Raw genomic sequence first — 13,644 nt, forward strand, 5'->3', positions numbered from 1 at the left:
AAGTAAAACTACAGAGAGTTGTTAACCGATTTTTCCTTTCCACAAGGGAAGAAGCACATCCTACTAAAAAGAAATCTCTCCCTAAAGTTTTGGTAGCCGGCGAAAAAAACATAAAAACAAAAATCGCCCAATGTTGCCAACCCCAACCTCACCAATCTATTGTTGGCTATGTCTCCAGAAATAAAGAAATCTCTATCCACCACAGCAAGTGCCCAATGTTAGCATTTTTAGATAAAGACAAAATTATACCTGCTTGGTGGCAAGGTAAAGAGGAAGAGTTGGAAATTGCTGCTTGGGATAGGCCGGGTTTACTGAAAGACGTGGCTGAAATTTTTTCTAAAAGAAATATAAATATCTTAGTAGTGGAAAGTAAAAAACCAGTTAACCATTTAGCAAAAATAAGGGTTGTCATTGAGCGGCCAGTCGTGTTAGACTTAACCAAGTTGGCTGAGGATTTAAAAAGTGTTCAGGGAGTTAAAAAAATCGCTTTTTCTAACTTAAAATAAAAAATGGCAAAAAAACCGCTTATTCAGGCACCAAAGGGTTTTCGGGATATTTTACCTGAAAACCAAAAGTATTATGAGTTTGTTAAGCAAACAGCAATTAAGCAGTTGCGTTTTTCTGGTTTTAAGCGAATTGATCTGCCCACTCTTGAGTACCGCAGCTTGTATGAACGTGGCGTAGGCGAAGAGACAGATATAGTCAGCAAAGAAATGTTTATAGTTGATCGCAAATCGACCTCAGAAGACAAAGAGGAATACGTAATGAGACCTGAGGGAACAGCGGGAGTTGCCAGAGCCTATATTGAGCACGGGATGCATACCTGGCCTCAACCAGTAATGCTTTACTATATAGGATCTTTTTTCCGTTATGAGCAACCACAGGAAGGACGTTATCGGGAACACTGGCAAATTGGTGCTGAAATATTAGGTGCTCAGCGAGCTTCAAGCGATGTAGAAACAATAAGGGTTCTTTGGAACATATTTCAAGATCTAGGGCTTGATGATATTACAATTTATATTAATAGCCTAGGTTGCCCCAATTGCCGCAATAACATTAAAAACAGCCTTAAAGAGTATTTTAATTTGAATAAATCCAAACTTTGTACGGACTGCAAAAGAAGATTGCAAAAAAATGTTTTTAGAATTTTAGATTGTAAGAACCAAAAATGCCGCACAATTGCTAAAGACGCTCCTCCAATTCTCGATAATCTTTGTGTTTACTGCAAAAATCACCTGCGACGTCTGTTTGAGATGCTTGACGATTTGGGAATTAAATATGATTTAGATCCTACCTTAGTCAGAGGGTTGGATTACTACACGCGAACTGTATTTGAAGTAACAACAGGTGAGGACAAGAAAAGACAAACATCTTTGGCAGGAGGAGGACGCTATGACGGTTTAATTAAACTTTTGGGCGGGCCTGAAACTCCAGCAGTAGGCTTTGCTATGGGTTTAGACAGGGTAGTAGATGTTTTAAAACAAAGAAAAATCAAAGTTCCTGACTACGAAAAACCTATAGTATTTTTAGCTCAATTAGGAGAAAGTGCTAAAAGAAAAAGTTATGAAATCTTACAAAAACTCCAAGCTGAAGGTATACCTGTACAAGCCACGCCATTTAAGGACAGCTTAAAAGCCCAGCTTAAAGTCGCTGACAGATTAAAGGTTAAATTTACTGTCATAATTGGGCAAAAAGAGGTTAATGATAAAACTGTTATTGTTAGAGATATGAAAGAAAGTGTTCAGGAAATAATTCCCCAGACAGATTTAATCACTTTTTTAAGAGAAAAGTTGAATAAAAAATAGCTTTTTGTTTGACAAAAGAAAAATAAAGTTTAATCTAAAAAGAGATGTCTAGGTTAAGAACAGAGATTTTGTTGTTGCTTTTATTAGTCTCCCCCGGGGAGGTAAGTTTTTAATAAAACTTCAAAATTAGGTGAAAACCTACCTCCCCGCAAAGGGGAGATTTTTTTGTAGTTTGACAATAAGGAGGGGAGGGAAAAGATGCCTTGGAATAAAAACGGTCCTCTTTGCCCTAACTGCGGGGCGCCGGTTTCAAGGCAAGTGCCAATAGTTAAAATAAGAATAGGGAAAAAGCGGGCTTATCGCCTACATATTGAAAACCCGCTTATAAGTATTAATGGAGCAAAGAGGTGCTTGGCTTGTTCCACTTATGTCAAATACATATCTTCCCGACATCGTCCAGGACGTGAAGGGAGAAGGTATCTGCTTTACAAAGGAAAGGGTGTTTGTCCTTTTAGTCTGGGAGAACAAGGCTGGCGTTTGTGGAAAGATCTGCAAAAACAAGGTTGTGTAGACGGAAAAACACTAAACTATTCCCATTTTTTCTATGAAGCTACTTCCTTTGAGTCGTATTGGGAAAAGTGGTTCAGTGTTGTTGAGCCCTATCTCTTGCCTGACGTAAAGATAAAAAAAGCAGTTGGCACTAATGGGAGGTGAAAGCAGTGGTTCATATCCAGATTTCTTTGGAAGGCATCTCCACAAGTGACGTGTCTAAAATTCTAGGAAAGTTCCCTAAGCGGAAAGCGAGTGGATTGACCTTCCCGTCTAATCTCTTCCTTGTTGTTCTTTGGCAGTTAACGAATGAATTCCCCCAAACTAGCTCTCTTTTTGTTGACTGGGGAAATACTCTTTCAGTAGAGACAAAAGATGGAGAATGGAGAGTGAGATTTGACTCTTGCGAATTCGTAATACCCATCCCTCCTTTGTCTCCCAAAAAAATTGAACAAGCGGTTGCCGAAATAAGGAACCGTTTTCTCGAGATTGCCAAAAAGGAGTGCGTCTAAACCCAAAACACTAACCCCCTTTAAAATAAGGGGGTTTAAGTTTGCCAAAATCTGTGTAATATGATACTAAAAATTAAGTACTTTAATGTGGTTATTGCCGGACATATAGCTTCAGACAGTTTGGGTTTTAACCTTTTTCTTGATAAATTAAAAAAAAGAAATATAAAGGTAATTTCTGCAGGAAGTCTAATCAGGATTAAACGAATATGAATCATAAAGTAGTCTTATATTTTTCAGACAAAGGACGATACCATAACCTAAAACAGGCTCTTGATCTTTTAAAAAAAGATATTCTCAAAAGCTCTAAAAACAAAAAAGAAATTATCTTAAAGCCCAATTTGGTTAATGAGAATTATCCCTTGGGTTTGACTCATAAAGATGCCCTTCAGGCTTTGATTGACTTTTTTGATGAAAATAAAGTGCCTGCGCAAATATCTATTGCCGAAGATTGTGCTATTGGAGACACATGGAGAGCAATGTACAAACAAAAATACTTTGAACTAAACTCTTCGCGTTCACTTAATTTTCAAAACCTAAAATTTGCTGAAACCAAAGAAGTTAATCTTTTTAATCATAATTTAGAACAGAGTCTTAAACAGCATATATACAAAGATTTAACGGGCGCTGATTTCCTTGTCAGTGTGGCCCTTCCCAAAACTCATGATAGCGTAGTAGTAACTTTAAGTTTAAAAAATGTCTTAGTAGGAGGGATTCTAGAAAAAGCAGGTCGAGGGAAAACTATCCATCAAGGTTATACAGCCATAAACCACTCTTTGGTTGAACTCACAAAGTATATTTACCCTGATTTAGGCATAATTGACGGCTGGATAAGTATGGAAGGAGAAGGCCCCAGTCGCGGAACACCTAAAAAAACGCATTTTGCTGCCTGCTCTCTTGAGCCTTTGGCTTTGGACTTAATAGTAGCTAAAATTATGGGTTTTGAAATTAAAGATAGTGGTTATTTGTATTTATTGTCAAAACAGAAAAAAATCACTCTGCAATCAATTGAGGTTTTGAGTAATAAGAACTGGCAAAAGATAAATTTTGCCTTTAAGCCCCATCCTTCTTTTGAAGAACAGATCAAGTGGAAAGCGTAAAACAAGCTTTATCCACAGCTAAAAGCATTTAAAAATGTTATGATGAAATAGGATTTGATATTAAAAAATACTATGCTTAAAAACATCAAAAAAGCTAATCCTGTTTTTTTGTTTTTGTTTGTCTTGTTTGTAGTTTCTTTTTTGTTCTTTCCGCAACAATTAAAAGCAGCAGAAAAATTTGAAGTGCCTTCTGGTGAAACTAAAACAGGTGTTCAGTTAATAACTCAGCCTGAAGCACAAATTGAAGGTAGAATAGAAGGCGATGTCTTTATTTTAAACCAAACCACAATAATTTCTGGCGTTATTGATGGAAATCTGTTTTTTGTAGGAAAAACCATCTCTTTAGAGAAAAACTCGGAAATCAAAGGTTCTGTTTTTATAGCTGCTGATACAGTTAATCTAAAAGGAATAATAGAAGGCAACAGCTATATTGCCTGTTCAAAACTTTACACCACCTCTTCTTTCAAACATAAAGGTGAGTTTAATTTTGTTGCTACTGAAGCAGAACTTAAAGGTGCCTATCACCAAAAAGCAAGAGCCAAAGCTTCCCAAATTAATCTTAAGGGAGCAGCTTTGTTAAAAGGAGCAAACTTTAGAGTTAAATACTTAAATTATGACAACAAAACTATTTCGCAAGGAGATTTGACCTATTACTCTCCCTATGAAGCTCTTGGTGAAAATCAAAAGTTGGCTTCCAGTTTAAAATGGAAAAAACTCCGGCTTCCTTCTTTTTGGCAAAAATTCAGTCTATATCTTAGCCAAAAAACTCTCAGCTTGCTTTATATTTTGATTTTTGGCTTTTTGTGGATCTGGCTTTGGCAGGAAAAATATAAAACTACTCTTGTCGCTTTACGGGAAAAGTTGGGTCCTGCCTTAGGCTGGGGGGTTTTAACAATTTTAATACTGCCTTCAGTCCTAATAATTCTTTTGGCTTCTGTTTTAGGTATACCTTTAGCCTTAGTTGTTATTGGAGCTTTTGTTTTCTGGGCTTATCTTTCTCCTGTGGTAGTTGGCGGACTGCTGGGAAATTATTTTCTACAGCTTATTGGCTATGACGGGGAAAAATACCCTTATCTTTCCCTCTTTCTTGGGGTCCTCTTTCTCTTTATCCTCTATGCTTTGCCTGAAATAGGTTGGGTATTCCGTTTCTTCACCATAGCTTTAGCGTTAGGAGCAGTAGTGGCAGGAAGAAAGGAGATTTTGGGTCTTAAATTTTAAATTTTCTCAACTAAAGAGCAGAAGCTTTCAAATAGCTTTTAGTACTTGATATTAGACCGCTTATTTTTCTCATTCCAATGTTCTTAAGAATGTTGGAATATAAAAAATAAGTTAATTAAAAACAAGAAACAAATTAAATCTCCCCAAAAGTAAGATAAACACCAAAAACCTAAAACAGTATTAGAATCAAGAAAAATACAGAAGAAATTCTTTTTTTAGATAACAAAAGAACTCATGTAAACCTTATCTTATTGACAAATAACATATAGAAACCTACGATAAGTGTAGGCCTATACATGGGCAAGAACATTAGAAGAAGGGAGATGTGAAAATTGGCAAAGAAAGGGACGAGCTACGACGCTACCCTACGAGACACTTCGCCTAAGGGTGGGATCACTGATCTAAACACAGGAAAAACAACCCAATACTATCCCGATAATTACCGTGTCTCTTGGCATGATCCTGGTCAAACCAATTTTCATTGGACAAACCAAAATGTAGCCAGAGGACATTCTGCACGACATTCGCCTCCCAAAGACAGCCGCAAATAGTTTCTTAATCATTCTAAGCGAGAGACAGTTGTCTCTCGCAGTTTTCTTTTTTAAACTAAAATCAAAAAATGAAGGTAACTAATAAAAACAAAAAACTTCTTTTTCAAACCAAATTTCCAAAGAAACAACTCGAGACTTATTTTAAAAAACTCAAGGTCAAGACAAATGAAAGGTTGAAAAAGGAAGAAATAGAGCAGATTTTTATTTGGGCTAAAAGAGATTTTAAACGAGGTAAAATATCTTTAGATGAGTTTGCTGATATTAGTGATTATTTGTGGACTAACCATATTCGCGATCAGGAAAAATTTAGAAGCAAGCTCGCTGAATTACTGTTAGCAACCGCTGAATTAAGTTACAACATTAGATTTGCCCACAGAGGGAAGATAGGAAAAGAACTACTTGCCACTCTTAAAAAAATCTGGACCTATAAACCAAACCATAATTCATAAACTAAAGTCTATCCAAGACTAAAGTGCACTTGAATTATTTGTCGCCCCCTCAGTTCCACTACCTAAACTCCAATACTCTAAAGGAATTATTTAAAACTTTAAGATATAACGTTATATTTCATTCCAATGTTCTTAAGAATGTTGGAATATAAAAATTAGGTTAGGTATTTGTTTGGACAGATACGTGTTCAAGTAGGAATAAATTTAATTTTTATTTCTCTTTCTCGCGGACCATCTAACTCTACTAAAAATATCTCCTGCCAAGTACCAAGTTGAATTTCCCCGTTTTCAACACTTAAAAGAAGATAAGGTTTTAAAAGACCGCTTAAAAGATGAGCCTGGGCATTGTTATCTATTTGGTTATGTTGCCAACTTCCAGAAGTAATTTTTTCAAAAAAACGCAAAACATCTTGCTTTAAACCTTCTTCGTCTTCATTTAACCAAAACCCTGCTGTAGCGTGCGGCAAAAAGAGATAAATTAAGCCATGGTGAAATTTAACACTTTCAGCAACTTTTTGGATCTTTGATGTGATTCTAATTAACTCTCGTTTACTTTCAGTTTGAACTACTATTTTTTTAAACATAAAGAAACAAATAAAGTAAGGAAATCTAAATAAATTTGCATCTTACCTGTATTTTAACATCTTGCTTTGCCAGAAGAAACTTTCTCTTGATTTTTGTTTTTCTTGCTTTAAAAATAAAAAAGCTCTTTAAAATCCAAAAAGGAAGGGAAAAAGAATGTCTCAGCTAAAAGCTGAAATCGCGGTAGCCAAAACACCACCTGTTGTTGTTAATGTACGCCAATTTCTCAGACTGCAAGCCGCTATTTTATTAATGGCGGCAATGTCTCACCTTGCAATCCTAATGCAGGATCAAGGTGAAGTAGTCAATATGGCTAAAAGCAGCTATGGAGTCGTGTTGTTTCTACTGCTTGTAGCTGCGGGACTAGAAACATTAGCTTTGGGTATCGACCATGGCAAGGATTGGGCAAGGATTATTACTATAGCATCCGGCCCAATTGTAATGGCCATAAGTTTCTTCTGGGTGTTAGGAGGAGTTGTAGGACTGATCTGGATTGCAGCTTATGCTGTAATCGTGGGTCAGCTATTCAAAGAAAAAGATTGGTTCCTTGTAGAAGAGCCAATTGATTTTGAGAAGCACCTGTTTCATTTTGTGATACTGGGAATACTAGTAGTTTTGGGATTTATCTTAGGCACATATATTGTCAATAATCCAGATGTGCTCATTAACAGTTGGAGTATGTCTGGGTAAAAACAACTGCCGCCAGCTTTGACTGGCGGCTTTTTCTACTCCTAATTTTATATACAACTACAACCAAAAAGTAAAATTTTGACAAAAAAGAATATCTTTTCTAATTTTAAACAAAACACCTTGACAAGGAGGCGAAAGAAATGGGAGAACAAGTAGTAAAAGAGTCTGGGAGCAGAATGAACCCTGCTCCTCTGCTAATAATTATTCCAACACTTTTACTTTTTATACTGTGGGGAGTTTGTTTTTCTGTTAAGTTTATGGCAAAAACTTACCTGTGCGAAATACTGGATAAATGTCAGATCGAAATATACGAAGATGGATATCCCAAAAACTATAAGCTGACAGAATTGTACTATCTATATGATCCTGAACAGCATACAATAAGCGGAGGGGGTATGGGGGAAGCTATGGTTGCCTTTAGCAACCCCTTGGAAGAGGTAAAAATTAAACAAATAGGATTTCCAAACTGCACCATCTCTTACGGCGAGATGGCGCTAGACGTTAACTTGAAGACCGGTGAAGTAGAGCCGGTCAACGATTTGGCTCGTGAAATATTTTTCCTAGAGGGGAAACGGTTCTTTTCAAGATAACTTATTCTCTCTACAAAATAAAGCAGCGTTATATAACGCTGCTTTGTGTTTCTATTATGCTTGTCGTGCCTATTGTTTTTCCCAAATTTTCTGATTTATTTTGTTTGCTGACTGATAGACATCTATTATGCCTGCCAACCAGACAAAAAGCATGATTAGAAAATCAATGTTTATTTTCTTGTTTTGTTTGTCTTTGTGCTATAATAGAAATAATGGCAGAGATTATTACTTTATTTTCCCTTAGTGCAATTGTTTTTGGTATTTTAGTGGTTATCAAACCAGCTATTATAAGCTATCTACTAGGGGGCTTCTTTATCTACTTGGGCATTTTAGGTATAGGGTTAGCTTGGCAAATCCATCGTTTTTTTAAACAAAAGTAATTTAAAAATAATATGAAAAACGAAACACTTTCCCAACTTTCCTTCTACCTCTCTGTTTTGGCAGTAGTTTTAGCTTTAGTCGGAGCCTTGGGGGTAGACATCTGGCTTGCTTCTACCCAATGGGTAGTAGTAGCCGCTGTTTTGGGTGTTTGGGCAATCTTTTTTAAAAATTAAATAAAAATTATGAAAGTTAAAGTTAACGAACAATCCTGTATTGGCTGTGGGCTTTGCATTTCAATATGTAGCGATGTTTTTGAGCTAGAAGGTGGCAAATCAAAAATAAAAAAAGACTTTGACCCAGAAGCAAACAAAGAATGCATTAAAGAAGCGGCTGCAAACTGCCCTACCCAAGCCATTTCTGTTGAGGATTAATTTTGAAAACTAAAACATCTATGCCTAAAAAAAAGAAGGAGAAAGAAGTAGGGGTAATCACCCACTATTTTGGCAAAATTAATGTAGGTGTGGTAAAAATTACCTCAGGTTCTCTGAAGGTAGGAGACAAGATTCACATTAAGGGAGCTACTACTGATTTTGAACAAGAGGTAAAATCTTTACAGGTAGATCATCAAGATGTTTCTGAAGTCAAAAAAGGCGAAGAGGCAGGGATGAAGGTTGATGATCGCGTAAGAGAAGAAGACAAGGTTTTTAAAATTGTGGAGTAAAGCAAAAACAACCTCTATGGGCAAAGAGGTATATGTTTTAATGGTGAGTGATTTGCATGATAACATTAAAGGTTTAGAGAAGCTTAAAAATTGGGTATCAAAATTCAAACCCCAGCTAATTATTAGTGCCGGAGATATCACTTCTCTTAATGTCCCTGACCAAATAGAAAGGTATAAAAATTTTCTCAAAACAATTGGTTGGCCAAAACAAAAAGTTTGGGCAATTGAAGGAAATAACGAACAAAAACAAACCGCAGAGTGGCTTAAAAGCAAAAAGATATATTTAAAAGAAAAACACTTTTATGGCTTTCGCTGGGTAGGCATAGGGGGTTGGGGAGAAACAACTCCCGCCCTAAAGCCATTTGACCAAAAAACAATCCTGATTACCCATATGCCGCCACAAAATATCTCTAAACATATTAACACCCCTAAATTTCATTTCTTTGGCCACTTACATCGGCCTTTTTTAAAAAGGAAATTATCAAACTTAACCTTGGTTCAAATCCCCCCTTTAATAAATCAGCAAGCTTTATTGTTTATTCTTCCTTCAGAAAAAATTAAACTTTTAGATTAATGTTTATTAAAATTGCCATTATTGTTGCTGTTTTAGTCGGTGCTTTTTTGGTTTTCCGTCTTTTGTTGTTTCTGGTGCGCTCTACCTTGGGTATAGGGTGGGGTATTATTAAGGCATTGTTTTTGGCTCTGTTTTTGCTTGTCTTGGGAGCAATAATAGTTTATCTTTATTTACGTTTTAAAATGTTGTCTTTCTTTAATTTGGGGTTATGAAATTAAAACTCAAAAAAAGTTTTACCCAGAGTTTAGCTGAAAATTTCAAGCTTCTTCTGGGCTATGCTCTGGGTTTAGTATCAGCTTTGGCTTGGAATGACGCTATTCAGTCATTTATCAAAACGATTTTTCCAAAAGAGTCGCTTTCCTCTCTTTTAGTTAAGTTTATTTATGCTATAATAATTACCGTTTTGGCTGTAATTGTTATTTTTCTCATAACTAAGCTGGAAAAGATTATCCCGGCTAAACTTCAAAAAACTAAAAAACAAGCAAGGAGGAAAAATGGCTGAAACAAAAATCGAAATCTACAAAACCCCTACTTGTCCTTACTGTTCTATGGCAGAAGAGTATTTTCAATCTCTGAATCTCCCTTATGTTGCTTATGATTTAACTCAACAGCCAGAAAAAGCTCAAGAAATGATGCAAAAATCAGGCCAAACCGGCGTGCCAGTAATAGTTTTAAATAAAAACGGGGAAGAAAAAGTAATCGTTGGCTTTAACAAACCTGAAATAGAAAGTTTTCTCAACATCAAAGAAAGCTAATGAATGAGAAAAAAATAAAACGGGAACTAAAAAAGCGTTATCGTTATTCTAAAAATATTTTTTATATCTTGCTGGCTCTAGTAATCATTTTGATCCTTATTGACTTAGCCCTCTTTTTTGTTTTTAAGGCAGTCAAAAGAGAAAACACCATAAAAGTTAATGTGGAAGGTATAAGCACAGAAGAAGGACAAAATTTAGAGGAGTATTTAAACCAAAAATAATGTCACCACTTACAACCTTTGAACTATTTGGGATTAAGTTGCAAGTATGGGGAGTGTTTTTTGCTTTAGGCACTATTCTATCTTTTTTGCTTTTTATTGCTTTAGCCAAAAAAGAAAAAATCTCTTTAGATTTAACTTATAATTTATATTTTTTGAGCTTTTTTTCTGCCTTGATAGGAGGAAGAATTTTTTATTTTCTTGTCCACCCCCAGTACTTTTCTTGGCCAGCTTTTTTTAGTTATTTTGAAGGAGGCTACATTCTTTTTGGAGCACTTTTACTTTCTTTTTTGATGGCGGTTTTTTATCTCTACTTACAAAAACAAAAAATAACTGTTATCTTGGAAATTCTTATATTGCCGGCTCTTGTAGCACTGGTTTTTATGCGCTTTGGCTCTTGGCTTACTCAAGACAATATTGGCACAATAACTAATTTGCCTTGGGCAATTGATTTTTTAGGAGAAAAAAGACACCCAATTGATCTTTACTTTATTCTTCTTGACCTCTATCTGATAGCTTTCTTTTTTTGGCTTAAATACTGGCGCCAAAAAGCTTTTTTCTGGATAGTTTTGTTTATGGCTATTGGCCGCTTGATTATTCACCACTTTATGACCTTTACTACTTTGTGGGATGCTAATTGCGATATTATTTTTTGGTCACTAGCCTTGGTTTTGTCTTTAGCTGGTTTGGGTAATGAATTTTCTTTTTTGGATAAAAAATATAAAAAAGCTTGACTCTCTGATACTTTTTTGCTAATCTAAAAATACAAAGAGCCGGCCCCCTGCTTAGAACGTAGGCAGGGGACTCCTTCACCTAGGGGACGCATCCTCTCTGGCCGGCTCGAGAGGGAAAAGGGCGCTCCTCTGGCCTGAATCTTGATTACCACTATTGATGGCCGCCTAATTAGGCCAGCCCAAGTCCCCAAAAAAGTGCAGGGGAGTGAGGGGAGCCGCTCCCTCTGCGAAATTCTAGAGGCGCCAAAAACTTGGCGCCTCTTTTCTTTTTTTAAATAACTGCTAAAATCAGTCAAACTTATCCACAGCTTTGCGCTTTTTATAACTAAAATTTGTGCTATCTTAATAATTAAGTAGTAAACTAATCTTAAGCTATGGCAAAGACCAAATTGGAAGACATCTTGGCTTCAAAAACGCAAGCTAAAATTATTGACTTTTTTGTGGCTAATCCCAGAAAAGAGTTCTATCAATCAGAACTTAAAAACAGCTTAAATGAATCACTTGGCTCCCTGCAGTATGAACTTTCTCGCCTAAAACGAATCGGTTTTTTAAAAGTACGCCGCACAAAAACAAGAACTTTCTATAAGTTAAATAGTGAGTACTTTTTATTAGGAGAAATCAGGCGGATAGTGAAAAAAATCAAAGAACAGTAAATCAAGCATTAAATTTGGCAATAATACTTTCCACCTCTTTTTCAGTTAAGCCGTGTTTTGATAAAGCTTCTTGAATCTTTTCTTGTTGAGCAAAAGGGCAAAAAACACACTGATCACCTATAATTGGTTCTAAAATTTTCTGCGCCTTTTGGCCTTTTTGCTCAAAAATTTCCTTTAGAGTTGAATCTTTTGAAATCATTATGAATTTTAGCTTGTATTAATGCTTCTAAATCTATTACTCAAGTTTTCTTATTATAGTTTTTCTTTTTTCGCCACTTTGTTAACCTCTCTTTAATGTGTTTTTCTGCCCCTTGCTCAGTAGGCTTGTAATACACTTTTTCTCCCATCTCTTTTGGAAAAAACTTCATATCTGGAGCAAAATGCTTATCAAAATTGTGAGCGTATTGGTAACCTTTTCCATAGCCAAATTTCTTCATTAACTCTGTAGAAGCATTGCGAAGTTCTAAAGGCACAGGATAAAGAGGAAGATTTTTAATATCGTTCTCTGTTTTTTTTAAAGCCAAATAAGAAGCGTTGCTTTTATAAGAAGTAGCTAAATAAGTAACTACTTGAGCTAAATTAATCGCTGCTTCAGGCATTCCCACAAACTCTACTGCCTGAAAACCGCTTACTGCCACTAAAAGAGCTAAAGGATTAGCATTGCCAATATCTTCTGAAGCTAAAATAACTAAACGCCGGGCAATAAAACGAGGATCTTCTCCTGATTCAAGCATCCGCGTCAAATAATAAAGAGCAGCATCAGGGTTAGATCCGCGAATACTTTTAATGAACGCTGAAATTGTGTCGTAGTGATGGTCTCCAGCCCGATCATAAAAAAGAACTTTTTTGGCTTTTTTAGCAATCTCTTTTTTGGTAATGGTCTTTTCTTTTTTATCAGCACAAAACTCAAGGATATTTAAAGCTATGCGGGCATCACCTGAACAAAGACTTGTTAAATAACCTAAAGCTTTGCTAGTGATTTTTAAATTTAAGTTGCCTAAGCCTCTTTTTTTATTTTTAAGCGCCCGCCAAACTATCTTTTTTATTTCTTCTGGCTTAAGAGGTTCAAAACGAAGAATGTGACAACGAGAAATAAGAGGGGGGATAAGGTAAAAAGAAGGATTCTCAGTGGTCGCGGCTATTAAAACAATTGTGCCGTTCTCGATATGAGGCAAAAAGGCGTTCTGTTGTTTTTTGTTAAAATGATGTATTTCATCTACAAACAAAAAGGTAAAAGTTCCGTTAAAATCTTTTAGTTTTTTAGCCTCCTCAATAACCTTTCTAATTTCTTTCACCCCAGATCCTACAGCAGAAAACTCCTTAAAAGAACCTTTTAATTCTTTTGCTAAAATCCGGGCTAAAGTAGTTTTTCCTGTCCCCGGAGGTCCCCAAAAAATTAAAGAAGCACAACGGCCCCTATATAACCCTCTTAAAAACTTCCTCTTTTTTAACAAGTGGCTTTGACCTATAAATTCTTTTAAACTCTGCGGCCGCATTCTTTCAGCTAAAGGCTCTGTTCTTTTCATTGTTTTTTATTATGGAAGAAAACTTATTTAAGCGCAATTTTAACTTGACTTTATTTATATTTTTCCCATAATAATAATGCCTCCTTAGCGGGAGGAGGAGGTGAGCCTAGCGTAACAGGCTCGCAAGGCCCATCCGCCTACTCCCGCCCAAAAGACACC

General features: G+C 36.0%; 25 protein-coding genes. 22 read left to right on the forward strand and 3 right to left on the reverse strand.

Annotated elements, in window-relative coordinates:
* The 9 genes from J7K05_02080 to J7K05_02120 all read left to right on the forward strand — a co-directional run.
* The coding region (locus J7K05_02080; GenBank protein ID MCD6194958.1) for a bifunctional (p)ppGpp synthetase/guanosine-3',5'-bis(diphosphate) 3'-pyrophosphohydrolase at positions 1 to 506 on the forward strand (506 nt) is incomplete at its 5' end.
* A 3-nt stretch (positions 507 to 509) separates the two neighbouring features.
* Positions 510 to 1,805, forward strand: a complete 1,296-nt coding sequence (locus J7K05_02085; protein ID MCD6194959.1) for a histidine--tRNA ligase — start codon at positions 510 to 512, stop codon at positions 1,803 to 1,805.
* 198 nt (positions 1,806 to 2,003) lie between these two features.
* The gene (locus J7K05_02090; GenBank protein MCD6194960.1) at positions 2,004 to 2,459 is read left to right on the forward strand and encodes a hypothetical protein; all 456 of its coding nucleotides are present in this window, start codon (positions 2,004 to 2,006) and stop codon (positions 2,457 to 2,459) included.
* Positions 2,456 to 2,806, forward strand: coding sequence for a hypothetical protein (locus tag J7K05_02095; protein ID MCD6194961.1), 351 nt, complete (start codon positions 2,456 to 2,458; stop codon positions 2,804 to 2,806). Before J7K05_02090 ends, J7K05_02095 begins: the two co-directional genes overlap by 4 nt.
* Before the next feature lie 60 nt (positions 2,807 to 2,866).
* Positions 2,867 to 3,016 carry a hypothetical protein gene (locus tag J7K05_02100; protein MCD6194962.1) on the forward strand — a complete coding sequence of 50 codons (150 nt, stop codon included), beginning with the start codon at positions 2,867 to 2,869 and terminating at the stop codon, positions 3,014 to 3,016.
* Complete coding sequence (locus J7K05_02105) at positions 3,013 to 3,903, forward strand: DUF362 domain-containing protein (GenBank protein ID MCD6194963.1); 891 nt, start codon at positions 3,013 to 3,015, stop codon at positions 3,901 to 3,903. Before J7K05_02100 ends, J7K05_02105 begins: the two co-directional genes overlap by 4 nt.
* Before the next feature lie 72 nt (positions 3,904 to 3,975).
* Positions 3,976 to 5,121 carry a hypothetical protein gene (locus J7K05_02110; protein ID MCD6194964.1) on the forward strand — a complete coding sequence of 382 codons (1,146 nt, stop codon included), beginning with the start codon at positions 3,976 to 3,978 and terminating at the stop codon, positions 5,119 to 5,121.
* A 332-nt stretch (positions 5,122 to 5,453) separates the two neighbouring features.
* Complete coding sequence (locus J7K05_02115; protein ID MCD6194965.1) at positions 5,454 to 5,672, forward strand: hypothetical protein; 219 nt, start codon at positions 5,454 to 5,456, stop codon at positions 5,670 to 5,672.
* 68 nt (positions 5,673 to 5,740) lie between these two features.
* Positions 5,741 to 6,121 carry a hypothetical protein gene (locus J7K05_02120; protein MCD6194966.1) on the forward strand — a complete coding sequence of 127 codons (381 nt, stop codon included), beginning with the start codon at positions 5,741 to 5,743 and terminating at the stop codon, positions 6,119 to 6,121.
* Between the two features lie 188 nt (positions 6,122 to 6,309).
* Here J7K05_02120 and J7K05_02125 read toward each other — a convergent pair whose 3' ends face one another.
* A complete protein-coding gene (locus J7K05_02125; GenBank protein MCD6194967.1) occupies positions 6,310 to 6,705 on the reverse strand; it encodes a YjbQ family protein in 396 nt (131 codons plus the stop codon).
* 154 nt (positions 6,706 to 6,859) lie between these two features.
* Between J7K05_02125 and J7K05_02130 the strand changes: the two genes are divergently transcribed.
* The 13 genes from J7K05_02130 to J7K05_02190 all read left to right on the forward strand — a co-directional run bounded on the left by J7K05_02130 (position 6,860) and on the right by J7K05_02190 (position 11,959).
* Positions 6,860 to 7,393 (forward strand): hypothetical protein, encoded by a 534-nt coding sequence (locus tag J7K05_02130; protein MCD6194968.1) that lies wholly within the window; start codon positions 6,860 to 6,862, stop codon positions 7,391 to 7,393.
* A 140-nt stretch (positions 7,394 to 7,533) separates the two neighbouring features.
* Positions 7,534 to 7,983 (forward strand): hypothetical protein, encoded by a 450-nt coding sequence (locus tag J7K05_02135; protein MCD6194969.1) that lies wholly within the window; start codon positions 7,534 to 7,536, stop codon positions 7,981 to 7,983.
* A gap of 212 nt (positions 7,984 to 8,195) precedes the next feature.
* Positions 8,196 to 8,363 carry a hypothetical protein gene (locus J7K05_02140; protein ID MCD6194970.1) on the forward strand — a complete coding sequence of 56 codons (168 nt, stop codon included), beginning with the start codon at positions 8,196 to 8,198 and terminating at the stop codon, positions 8,361 to 8,363.
* Positions 8,364 to 8,375: 12 nt separating this feature from the next.
* Positions 8,376 to 8,537: a hypothetical protein gene (locus J7K05_02145; protein ID MCD6194971.1), complete on the forward strand. Its 162-nt coding sequence runs from the start codon at positions 8,376 to 8,378 to the stop codon at positions 8,535 to 8,537.
* Between the two features lie 9 nt (positions 8,538 to 8,546).
* Complete coding sequence (locus tag J7K05_02150; GenBank protein MCD6194972.1) at positions 8,547 to 8,735, forward strand: ferredoxin; 189 nt, start codon at positions 8,547 to 8,549, stop codon at positions 8,733 to 8,735.
* 20 nt (positions 8,736 to 8,755) lie between these two features.
* Positions 8,756 to 9,025: a hypothetical protein gene (locus J7K05_02155; protein MCD6194973.1), complete on the forward strand. Its 270-nt coding sequence runs from the start codon at positions 8,756 to 8,758 to the stop codon at positions 9,023 to 9,025.
* Between the two features lie 16 nt (positions 9,026 to 9,041).
* Positions 9,042 to 9,599: a metallophosphoesterase family protein gene (locus J7K05_02160; protein MCD6194974.1), complete on the forward strand. Its 558-nt coding sequence runs from the start codon at positions 9,042 to 9,044 to the stop codon at positions 9,597 to 9,599.
* Positions 9,599 to 9,811: a hypothetical protein gene (locus J7K05_02165; GenBank protein MCD6194975.1), complete on the forward strand. Its 213-nt coding sequence runs from the start codon at positions 9,599 to 9,601 to the stop codon at positions 9,809 to 9,811. Before J7K05_02160 ends, J7K05_02165 begins: the two co-directional genes overlap by 1 nt.
* A complete protein-coding gene (locus J7K05_02170) occupies positions 9,808 to 10,101 on the forward strand; it encodes a hypothetical protein (protein ID MCD6194976.1) in 294 nt (97 codons plus the stop codon). The genes J7K05_02165 and J7K05_02170 overlap by 4 nt, the downstream gene beginning before the upstream one ends.
* Positions 10,094 to 10,354, forward strand: a complete 261-nt coding sequence (locus J7K05_02175; GenBank protein MCD6194977.1) for a glutathione S-transferase N-terminal domain-containing protein — start codon at positions 10,094 to 10,096, stop codon at positions 10,352 to 10,354. The genes J7K05_02170 and J7K05_02175 overlap by 8 nt, the downstream gene beginning before the upstream one ends.
* Complete coding sequence (locus J7K05_02180; GenBank protein MCD6194978.1) at positions 10,354 to 10,575, forward strand: hypothetical protein; 222 nt, start codon at positions 10,354 to 10,356, stop codon at positions 10,573 to 10,575. The genes J7K05_02175 and J7K05_02180 overlap by 1 nt, the downstream gene beginning before the upstream one ends.
* Positions 10,575 to 11,306, forward strand: a complete 732-nt coding sequence (locus J7K05_02185; GenBank protein ID MCD6194979.1) for a prolipoprotein diacylglyceryl transferase — start codon at positions 10,575 to 10,577, stop codon at positions 11,304 to 11,306. Before J7K05_02180 ends, J7K05_02185 begins: the two co-directional genes overlap by 1 nt.
* A 374-nt stretch (positions 11,307 to 11,680) precedes the next feature.
* Positions 11,681 to 11,959: a winged helix-turn-helix transcriptional regulator gene (locus J7K05_02190; protein ID MCD6194980.1), complete on the forward strand. Its 279-nt coding sequence runs from the start codon at positions 11,681 to 11,683 to the stop codon at positions 11,957 to 11,959.
* Between the two features lies 1 nt (position 11,960).
* Here J7K05_02190 and J7K05_02195 read toward each other — a convergent pair whose 3' ends face one another.
* Both J7K05_02195 and J7K05_02200 read right to left on the reverse strand, forming a co-directional pair.
* The gene (locus tag J7K05_02195; GenBank protein ID MCD6194981.1) at positions 11,961 to 12,158 is read right to left on the reverse strand and encodes a hypothetical protein; all 198 of its coding nucleotides are present in this window, start codon (positions 12,156 to 12,158) and stop codon (positions 11,961 to 11,963) included.
* A 40-nt stretch (positions 12,159 to 12,198) separates the two neighbouring features.
* On the reverse strand, positions 12,199 to 13,485 hold the full coding sequence (locus J7K05_02200; protein ID MCD6194982.1) for a replication-associated recombination protein A: 1,287 nt from the start codon (positions 13,483 to 13,485) through the stop codon (positions 12,199 to 12,201).
* Positions 13,486 to 13,644: the final 159 nt, after the last annotated feature.

The organism is bacterium (genome assembly GCA_021157605.1).
Lineage (GTDB): Bacteria > Patescibacteriota > UBA1384 > JAGGWG01 > JAGGWG01 > JAGGWG01.

What these genes read in the sequence shown, in the direction of transcription:
- J7K05_02165 (MCD6194975.1), top strand. Translation starts at nt 9,599, where the DNA reads ATGTTTATTAAAATTGCCATTATTGTTGCTGTTTTAGTCGGTGCTTTT.
- J7K05_02180 (MCD6194978.1), top strand. Translation starts at nt 10,354, where the DNA reads ATGAATGAGAAAAAAATAAAACGGGAACTAAAAAAGCGTTATCGTTAT.
- J7K05_02090 (MCD6194960.1), top strand. Translation starts at nt 2,004, where the DNA reads ATGCCTTGGAATAAAAACGGTCCTCTTTGCCCTAACTGCGGGGCGCCG.
- J7K05_02200 (MCD6194982.1), bottom strand. Translation starts at nt 13,485, where the DNA reads ATGAAAAGAACAGAGCCTTTAGCTGAAAGAATGCGGCCGCAGAGTTTA.
- J7K05_02110 (MCD6194964.1), top strand. Translation starts at nt 3,976, where the DNA reads ATGCTTAAAAACATCAAAAAAGCTAATCCTGTTTTTTTGTTTTTGTTT.
- J7K05_02155 (MCD6194973.1), top strand. Translation starts at nt 8,756, where the DNA reads ATGCCTAAAAAAAAGAAGGAGAAAGAAGTAGGGGTAATCACCCACTAT.
- J7K05_02100 (MCD6194962.1), top strand. Translation starts at nt 2,867, where the DNA reads ATGATACTAAAAATTAAGTACTTTAATGTGGTTATTGCCGGACATATA.
- J7K05_02170 (MCD6194976.1), top strand. Translation starts at nt 9,808, where the DNA reads ATGAAATTAAAACTCAAAAAAAGTTTTACCCAGAGTTTAGCTGAAAAT.
- J7K05_02135 (MCD6194969.1), top strand. Translation starts at nt 7,534, where the DNA reads ATGGGAGAACAAGTAGTAAAAGAGTCTGGGAGCAGAATGAACCCTGCT.
- J7K05_02190 (MCD6194980.1), top strand. Translation starts at nt 11,681, where the DNA reads ATGGCAAAGACCAAATTGGAAGACATCTTGGCTTCAAAAACGCAAGCT.
- J7K05_02150 (MCD6194972.1), top strand. Translation starts at nt 8,547, where the DNA reads ATGAAAGTTAAAGTTAACGAACAATCCTGTATTGGCTGTGGGCTTTGC.
- J7K05_02145 (MCD6194971.1), top strand. Translation starts at nt 8,376, where the DNA reads ATGAAAAACGAAACACTTTCCCAACTTTCCTTCTACCTCTCTGTTTTG.
- J7K05_02185 (MCD6194979.1), top strand. Translation starts at nt 10,575, where the DNA reads ATGTCACCACTTACAACCTTTGAACTATTTGGGATTAAGTTGCAAGTA.
- J7K05_02125 (MCD6194967.1), bottom strand. Translation starts at nt 6,705, where the DNA reads ATGTTTAAAAAAATAGTAGTTCAAACTGAAAGTAAACGAGAGTTAATT.
- J7K05_02105 (MCD6194963.1), top strand. Translation starts at nt 3,013, where the DNA reads ATGAATCATAAAGTAGTCTTATATTTTTCAGACAAAGGACGATACCAT.
- J7K05_02195 (MCD6194981.1), bottom strand. Translation starts at nt 12,158, where the DNA reads ATGATTTCAAAAGATTCAACTCTAAAGGAAATTTTTGAGCAAAAAGGC.
- J7K05_02120 (MCD6194966.1), top strand. Translation starts at nt 5,741, where the DNA reads ATGAAGGTAACTAATAAAAACAAAAAACTTCTTTTTCAAACCAAATTT.
- J7K05_02085 (MCD6194959.1), top strand. Translation starts at nt 510, where the DNA reads ATGGCAAAAAAACCGCTTATTCAGGCACCAAAGGGTTTTCGGGATATT.
- J7K05_02130 (MCD6194968.1), top strand. Translation starts at nt 6,860, where the DNA reads ATGTCTCAGCTAAAAGCTGAAATCGCGGTAGCCAAAACACCACCTGTT.
- J7K05_02160 (MCD6194974.1), top strand. Translation starts at nt 9,042, where the DNA reads ATGGGCAAAGAGGTATATGTTTTAATGGTGAGTGATTTGCATGATAAC.
- J7K05_02140 (MCD6194970.1), top strand. Translation starts at nt 8,196, where the DNA reads ATGGCAGAGATTATTACTTTATTTTCCCTTAGTGCAATTGTTTTTGGT.
- J7K05_02175 (MCD6194977.1), top strand. Translation starts at nt 10,094, where the DNA reads ATGGCTGAAACAAAAATCGAAATCTACAAAACCCCTACTTGTCCTTAC.